Below are 7,434 nucleotides of genomic sequence, written 5' to 3' on the forward strand. Positions count from 1 at the left end.
GCGGGCCGCCAGCGCGTGCGCCTCGCGCTCGACGTGGTCGTCGTCGTGGGCCGCCCAGGCGAGGCCGAGCTCGACGGCGCGCTCGCCGCTGACCTCCGCACCGAAGAGGCCCATCGCTGCTGCGGCCTCCCGGCCGGCGACCCGGTTCAGGAGGGTGAAGTGGCCGCCGCCCGGGTGGATGCCGATCTGGGCGAAGCCGGGGAGGAGCCTCGCGGTGCGCGAGATGATGCGCAGGTCCGTGGCGAGGGCCAGGTTGAGGCCCGCGCCGACAGCCGCCCCGCGGACTGCTGCGATGGTCGGCACGCCGACGTCGCCGATCGTCGTGAAGGCCTGGTAGACCGTCTCGAGGTTGCGGTAGGCCTCGTCCTCGACGGGGTCGAGTCCCGTGTCGGCCAGGACGGCGCGGACCGCGCCGGCGCAGAAGTGCTGGCCCCCGGTGACGACGATGGCGCCGACGGCCGGATCGGAGTCGGCGGCCCGGGCTGCGTCGATGAGCTCGCGTGACATCTCGACCGAGAGGGCATTTCGTCGGTCGGGTGCGTTGAGGGTGATGGTGGCGACTCCGTCAGCGATGGCATAGGCGACGTCGGTCATGGGACTCCTCGGGCTTGGGTCTGGTGGGTTGCGGCGGGTCAGTGGGTCGGGTCTCCGTTCAGCGGCGCCCGGTGAGGATGAGGGGCCAGAGACGGTCGCGTCCGGCGTGGGTGGCGAGCTCGGCCAGGGTCTCGTCCCACTCGTGGACCGAGCCGTACTCGCTGCGGCGCACGAGGATCGGCCTGGTGAGGACGTGCAGCTCGTGCTCCAGGGTCGTGCCGATCGCGCCGAGCACCTGATGGGCGTTGCGCACGACCACGGAGGCGGCATGACCGACGCAGGACTTGGCGACGCCGACCGTGAACAGCATGCCGGGGTCCTCCCAGTTCGAGGCCGCGGCACGGGCCACCGCGGTGTCCGTAGCGGCGCGGGCGAGGGAGGACTCCGTGGCGATGTCGGCGACGAGGTGCTGGACCGCCTGGAAGGCGCCGATGGGCCGGCCGAACTGCTCGCGGTGCCGGGCATGCGTGATGGCCAGCTCCAGGACGCGCTCCATCGCGCCGCACACCTGGGCAGACCGCGCCAGTGCACCGCGGATGTGGAACTGCTGGCCGACCGAGTCGTCGACGACGGGAGCCGACTCGAGCTCGGCGAGGTCGAACAGCACACTCTCACAGGGCTCGCCCGCGAGGTTGCGGCCGGGCGTGATGTCCAGGTGGTCGCTCGGCACGTCGGCCACCCGCCAGGTCTCCCCGTCCTCCCAAAGCGCCACGATGAAGTCCGCATCCCGGCCGAACGTGACGTTGAGGGCACGTCCGGAAGGGTCCGGGCGGCATACGGTCCGCAGTTCGCCCCCGTTGGGGAGGCCCGCCTCCTCGAGGAGCCATGCGGCGAGGAAGCCGTGCTCGGCGAGCGGAACGGGCGCGCCTGCCGCGGCTGCCAGGCCGAGCAGGGCGGCACCCTCGATCCAGGAAGCGCCGCTGCCGCCGCTCTCCTCCGAGGCGGTGAGACGGGTCAGGCCGAGCTCCTCCAGCTGCGTCCACAGGTCTGGGTCGAACCTGACGTGCTCGGTCGGGGCCGGCCGCTTGGAGCGGTAGTCATCGAAGAGCTCGGTGAGCACGGCCACGAGATCCGGGTCGGCGACCGCGGCGTGCACCAGGGGGAGGTCGTACCGGTCGGTCGTCATCACCGGAGACCCAGCCCGCGGGCGATGACGCCTCGCAGGATCTCGTTCGTGCCGCCTCGCAGCGTGAAGCCCGGGCGTTGGAGGATGGCGCCGTGCAGGAGTCCGTGGAGCTCCTCGTCCTCGATCCAGCCGCTCGCGGTGAGCAGGTCCACGTAGTCGGCGATGTCACCCTCCGTCGTCGTCCCGAGCACCTTGACGACAGCCGCGCCGAGGTCCGCCCGGGCGTGCGCCTCGAGTGCGGTCGAGACGGCCAACGACATGTGGTGCAGGGCGGCCACTCGCGCGACGTGGCGGCCCAGCCCGTGGTCCAAGGGCAGCTCGCCGTCCATCATGGCCTGCCCTGCGGAGGCGAGCAGCTGGAAGGTCGAGAGGAACCGCTCCGGCCCGCTGCGCTCGAAGCCCAGCTCCGACGTGACCTGCCGCCAGCCTTCGCCGATGGTGCCGAGCACGTGGTCGTCCGGGACGAAAACGCCATCGAGGTGGACCTCGTCGAAGTGATGTTCACCGCCCATGGAGACGATCGGGCGGATGTCAACGCCGGGCGCGTGCAGGTCGACGATGAACTGGCTCAGCCCGGCATGCCGGCGGGCCGGGTCGAGCGGTGCCGATCGGGCCAGGGCGAAGAAGGCGTCGGCCTCGTGGGCTCCGGAGGTCCACACCTTGGTGCCGGTGAGGCGCCATCCGCCGCCGACCTTCTCCGCGCCGGTGCGGACGCTCGCCAGGTCGGAGCCTGCGTCCGGCTCGCTCATCCCGATCCCGAAGACGACCTCGCCACGGCTGATCCTGGGCAGGAACGCCCGCTTCTGCTCCTCGGTGCCGTAGGCGAGGAGCGACGGGCCGACCTGGCGCTCGGCGAACCAGTGCGCCGCCACCGGCGCCCCGACGACGAGGAGCTCCTCAGTCACGACGAACCGCTCGACGTAGGTCCGGCCCTGGCCGCCGTACTCCTTCGGGATCACCATGCCGAGCCAGCCCCGCCGGGCGAGCTCCTGCGTGAAGGCGCGGTCCCACCGCGTCAGCCACGTGTCGACGTGTGGGGTGAAGCACCTGGCAGCGATCTGCTCCGCGAGAAAGTCGCGAACCTCAAGTCGCAGTTCCGTCAGCGCCTCGCCCTCGGTCACGACGGGAGGCACCAGCTGCCGACTCATGTCCCACTCCTCGTGTCCTCCGGGCGACAGCCACAGCGTGCCACGCCCAGGTTCGCGCAACACGCAGGGTCGGTCAGGCGGGGGCGGTGGCGGTGGGGCGCCGCATTCGGGCGGCGACGCCGACGAGCACGATGCCGAGCAGGAACCAGGCGCCGAGGACGACGAGGTGCGGTCCGGCTCCGGCACCGTCGAAGTACGCGGAACTGCGGAGCAGCTGGCCGCCGGCGCCCGGTGGCAGCCACGCCCCGATCGTGCGCCAGGGCTCGGCGAGGAACTCGGGAGCAGTCGCCAGGCCCGACAGGGGATTGCCGAGGAGGAGGAACAGCGCCACCCCCAGGCCGAACCCGGGGAATCCGGCCACGAGGAGCAGTCCGAGCAGCGCAGCGGACATCGTGGCGATGACCGCGGCCATGGCTGCGGCGTCGCGCAGCCAGCTGCCCTCGAAGACGCCGTACCAGTGCAGCAGCCCGGCCAGCGCCGCCCCGAGCACGACTGCGGTCGTGAGGACTGCGGCCAGCTTGGCCCACGTGCCTCTGACAAGCCGGTTCATGGCGATGACCGGTGCGATGGCCCCGATGAGCAAGGGCAACAGGGCTGTTGCGAGACCCGCTCCACGACTGTCCTCAGCCGGTAGGGAGACGACCTCCTTGACCGGCACGGGTTGGCCCTGCTGCTGCCCGAGCTGTGCAGCGAGGCTGGAGAGACCCTGAGCGACAACGGGACTCCCTGCAGGAGCCGTCAAGAGGGTGGCCCCGCTCTGTCCGAGGGCAATGCCGCCGTAGACCTCACGGTCGCGGATGGCTTGGGACAGCTGCGCCTCGTCAGTGAAGGTGGTCACGGAGAACGCTTTGGACCCTTGAGCGCTGAGGCCTCCGGCCAGCTGTTGCACCGCCGGAGCGGGACCGGCGATCCCGATGGGCACCCCGCGCGGCTCGCTGTTGATGGCGGGCAGGGTGAAGGCAGTGAGCACCAGGCCGAGGAGGATCGTCAACGCGACGATCGCCCCCCAGGCGCCGCCGGGCGGGACGTGCTCGATGCCCTCGCGTGGAGGCGATGAGGCGGCCGGTCCCGAGGCTTGACCGGCTACTCCGGCCGGGGCCTCATGGGCTGTTCCGAATGACATGAGTGGCTCCTTTCAACGTTTGTTGAAAACCACGGTAGTCGTCTCGGCCAGACGTTTCAACGCCTGATGAAAAAGATCTATGCTGGCCTCATGTCGCGTCGACCCGGGCCCCGCTCCGACCGCGTCGACGTGCGGGGCGACATCCTGGGTTCGGCCCGCGCACTGTTCGCCACGCGGGGCTTCACGGGCACGACGATGCGCGCAGTCGCAGAAGGCGCCGGAGTCGACGTGGCGCTCGTGCCGTACTACTTCGGCAACAAGGACGGCCTCTTCGCGGCGGTGCTCGAGCTGCCCGTTGACCCGCACCAGAAGATCGACGAGATCTTCGCGCAGGGCTTGGACGGCGTCGGCGAGCGGATCGTCCGCGAAGTCGCGGCGCTCCTCGACGATCCGGTCACCGGCCCCGCCCTCCTCGGCCTCATGCGCTCCGCGATGACGGAAGGCCCGGCCAACGACGTCGTGCGCGAGTTCATCGACAACGTCATCATCGGCGCCTACGCGCGGCACCTGCCCGGACCGGATGCCCGGCGTCGCGCAGCGCTGGCTGCGTCACAGATCGTGGGCCTGGCCATGGCCCGGCGCGTGGTCGGCATCGAGCCCCTCGCGACCATGACGGTCGACGAGCTCGTCGCCCATGTCGGGCCGACACTCCAGCACTACCTCGCAGCCGACCTCGACTGACCGACCGACCCGAATCCTGTTCACTCGATCGAGGAAGGGGCCCTTCAGGTCAGGCGCCGCTGACGATGAGGAAGCCGACGAGGCCGACGATGACCGCCGTGATGAGCCACGCGACGACGGTGGTGAGGCGGTGGTTCGCCAGGCGCCCCATGAGACGCCGGTCGTGCGTGAAGAGCAGCAGCGGGATGAGCGTGCCCGGCAACGCGAAGCTGAGGACGACCTGGCTCCAGACGAGCGCATTCGTCGGCTCGACCCCCACTCCCAGGATGATCAGGGTCGGCACGACGGCGAGCATGCGGCGCACCAGCGCCGGGATCGGCCGCTTGCCGAAGCCGGTCATGACGACGTCACCGGTCTGCACGCCGACGAGGGTCGACGCGAGCCCGGAGGCGAGCAGGGCAACCGCGAGCATGGTGGCCGCGATCTGCCCGGCGTGCGCTCCGAGCGCTGCATAGGCGCTCTCGATGCTGGCGCCGGCCTCGGAGGGCAACGCCGCGGAGAAGACGACGAGGCTGACGTTTGCCACGCCGGCGACCGACATGGCGATGACGACTGACCGGACGGTGTGCCGGCCGATCCGGATCCGCTCAGTCTGTGATGGCTCGACGGTGCCGTCGTCGCGGGCCCTCGACGCGGCCGAGTGGAAGTGCAGCGCGTGGGGCATGACCGTGGCCCCGACGATGCCGACGGCGAGCAGCGCCGCCGACGAGTCGAGCGGACCGGGCGCCACCGAGCGGAGCAGCGCGACCCGGTCGACGTCCGCGATGAGCACCTGCCACAGCAGCGAGCCGATGATGACGGCGAGCAGCACGAGGACGACCGACTCAAAATGGCTGCGCCCGTGCACCTTGAGATAGAGCACGACGAGGCTGAACGCCGTCACCGCGACGGCGCCCCACATGAGCGGCAGCCCGAAGAGGAGATACAGGGCGATCGCACCACCGACGACCTCCGCGAGGTCGGTCATGATGACGACGATCTCGGCCTGCGTCCACAGGAGAACGCGACCGATGCCCGGGTAGCGCCTCGCGCTGTGTTCCGCGAGGCTCATCCCGGTGACCATGCCGAGCTTGGCCGCGAGGTACTGGATCACCATCGCCGAGCAGCTCGCGAAGACGACCACCCAGACGAGGGCGTAGCCGTGCTGGGCCCCGGAGCTGATGTTGACGCCGAAGTTGCCCGGGTCGACGTAGGCGATCGCTGCGAGCAGCGCGGGGACGAGCGTCCGCGGCGCGCTGAAGGTTCCACCGAGCCCATGCTCGGGGGAACGGTCGTCGACGCGCCGCCCCGAGCTCGTCGAGGTGCTCTCGGCCATGGTCAGAGCATTATGCCTGCGTGCTCGTGACGCCAACTCAGCGGGCCGCCGCGAAGCCGAGCAGCGCGGCGATCCCGAGGGCGCTGCGGGGGTCGTAGGCCGACGTCCACAGCCCGCCGTGGGCCGCGCCGTACGCCTCGTCCTGCCATGGGTGCTCCCGCGCCGGCGCGCCGGTGCGCAGGTCATGGACCAGCAGGATGGCCATGAGCGTGTTCGCCGTCCCCGGCTCGAACACCTCCACTCCGAAGCGGTGCGCGCCGGCATAGGCCGCCGCGAGCGCCCGGTTCTTGACGACCGAGCGGGTCCGCGTCGGCGGCGCCACCTTGAGCGACACGACGCCGCCGTCGGCCCGGTGCGCCGTCGCCCGCCACCGCTGGAGCCGCTTGGCCAGCAGGTAGTTCGGCCCCTGCTGGAGCACGACCGAGTCGTTGATCCCCGGGTCCTCGCCGGGCACGTAGTTGCGGCGGAGCAGGCGCCCACCGCTGAGGGTGCGCAGCGGCACCCGCAACACCTTGGACGTATGCCGCTGGGCGTAGTTCTCGACGGACCTGGCCACCGCGCCACCGGGCACCGCGAACACGTCCGTCGGGGTGGCGAGGAAGGCCAGGGCCACGTCGTGGCCGCGCTGGTCGACCACCCGCTGGGTCAGGGCGTCGACGGCAGTGGACACGCGCACGTTCGTCTCCCCGTCGGCATAGACGTAGTTGCCCAGGACGAGCCGTCCCTCCCGCTCAGCAACCCATTGCGTTACCGAGCCGAGGTCGTGGATCAGGTCGCCGCCGAGCCTCCCCTCGACCGGTTCCCCGCCGGGCCGTGCCGGAACCGTCATCGAACCCGCGAGCCGCCGCGTGTCTGCGATCAGCTTCTGCCACAGCTCCTTCCGCGGCAGGTCGACGGCCACCACATCCGCGCCCCACCGGAGCAGGGTCCGCAACGGTCCCATCTCGGCAGCCGCCCCGAGCACGACGATGGTCTGGTCCGACAGGTCGAGCCAGTCCGGATTCGCCATGACTAGCTCGACGGCTTCGGCACACGTCGGCTCGACGACTCCCCCGTCGACCCACCCAGCCAGCACGCGACGGAGCGTGTCTGCGGAAGCGCGCTCAGCGGCATACGGCATGGAGATGGTGCGGTCCGGGGCACCCTCCCCGCGGATGGTCTCGGAGACCAGCGGCGTGGGACTGCTCTCGAAGGCCGTGGCGAGCGGGCCCTCGCCCGACGGTCCGACCCAGCGCATCCGCTCGTGGAGCGAGGCGAGTCCGTCCCGGGCGATGGAGTGCGCCGCCTCCGCGCTGGGGAGTCCGGCCTCGACGAGGCGGCGGAAGTGCGGCAGGTAGCCCTGTCGCCAGTTCGTCTCGCGCGCCGCCGAAGCGGAGCCGACCGCGTCGGCCCGTCGCAGGGCGTCGGCGACCACGGCGCGGCCCAGCGCCGTCGTGCTGCGGCGGCC

The 7,434-nt window shown here is 71.3% G+C and carries 7 protein-coding genes; 1 reads left to right on the forward strand and 6 read right to left on the reverse strand.

Going from position 1 to position 7,434, the window contains the following annotated elements; all coding sequences use genetic code 11:
* From VIR15_RS15365 to VIR15_RS15380, 4 genes are all read right to left on the reverse strand, one after another.
* A partial coding sequence (locus tag VIR15_RS15365) for an enoyl-CoA hydratase-related protein (protein ID WP_331929272.1) occupies window positions 1-594 on the reverse strand: 594 nt, incomplete at its 3' end.
* Between the two features lie 58 nt (window positions 595-652).
* Window positions 653-1,720, reverse strand: a complete 1,068-nt coding sequence (locus VIR15_RS15370; RefSeq protein WP_331929274.1) for an acyl-CoA dehydrogenase family protein — start codon at window positions 1,718-1,720, stop codon at window positions 653-655.
* Window positions 1,720-2,868 (reverse strand): acyl-CoA dehydrogenase family protein, encoded by a 1,149-nt coding sequence (locus VIR15_RS15375; RefSeq protein ID WP_331929276.1) that lies wholly within the window; start codon window positions 2,866-2,868, stop codon window positions 1,720-1,722. Before VIR15_RS15375 ends, VIR15_RS15370 begins: the two co-directional genes overlap by 1 nt.
* A gap of 73 nt (window positions 2,869-2,941) precedes the next feature.
* Window positions 2,942-3,991 carry a hypothetical protein gene (locus VIR15_RS15380; protein ID WP_331929278.1) on the reverse strand — a complete coding sequence of 350 codons (1,050 nt, stop codon included), beginning with the start codon at window positions 3,989-3,991 and terminating at the stop codon, window positions 2,942-2,944.
* 90 nt (window positions 3,992-4,081) lie between these two features.
* Here VIR15_RS15380 and VIR15_RS15385 point away from each other — a divergent pair, with 90 nt between their 5' ends.
* Window positions 4,082-4,672 (forward strand): TetR/AcrR family transcriptional regulator, encoded by a 591-nt coding sequence (locus VIR15_RS15385; RefSeq protein ID WP_331929280.1) that lies wholly within the window; start codon window positions 4,082-4,084, stop codon window positions 4,670-4,672.
* Between the two features lie 49 nt (window positions 4,673-4,721).
* Here VIR15_RS15385 and VIR15_RS15390 read toward each other — a convergent pair whose 3' ends face one another.
* Both VIR15_RS15390 and VIR15_RS15395 read right to left on the reverse strand, forming a co-directional pair.
* Window positions 4,722-5,987: an Nramp family divalent metal transporter gene (locus VIR15_RS15390; protein WP_331929282.1), complete on the reverse strand. Its 1,266-nt coding sequence runs from the start codon at window positions 5,985-5,987 to the stop codon at window positions 4,722-4,724.
* A gap of 37 nt (window positions 5,988-6,024) precedes the next feature.
* A partial coding sequence (locus VIR15_RS15395) for a hypothetical protein (RefSeq protein ID WP_331929284.1) occupies window positions 6,025-7,434 on the reverse strand: 1,410 nt, incomplete at its 5' end.

The sequence above is a fragment of the Intrasporangium sp. genome (genome assembly GCF_036566125.1).
Lineage (GTDB): Bacteria > Actinomycetota > Actinomycetes > Actinomycetales > Dermatophilaceae > Intrasporangium.

Bases quoted from the DNA above. Each gene is read 5' to 3' on its own strand.
- VIR15_RS15390 (WP_331929282.1), bottom strand. From the start codon at position 5,987: ATGGCCGAGAGCACCTCGACGAGCTCGGGGCGGCGCGTCGACGACCGT.
- VIR15_RS15375 (WP_331929276.1), bottom strand. From the start codon at position 2,868: ATGAGTCGGCAGCTGGTGCCTCCCGTCGTGACCGAGGGCGAGGCGCTG.
- VIR15_RS15380 (WP_331929278.1), bottom strand. From the start codon at position 3,991: ATGTCATTCGGAACAGCCCATGAGGCCCCGGCCGGAGTAGCCGGTCAA.
- VIR15_RS15385 (WP_331929280.1), top strand. From the start codon at position 4,082: ATGTCGCGTCGACCCGGGCCCCGCTCCGACCGCGTCGACGTGCGGGGC.
- VIR15_RS15370 (WP_331929274.1), bottom strand. From the start codon at position 1,720: ATGACGACCGACCGGTACGACCTCCCCCTGGTGCACGCCGCGGTCGCC.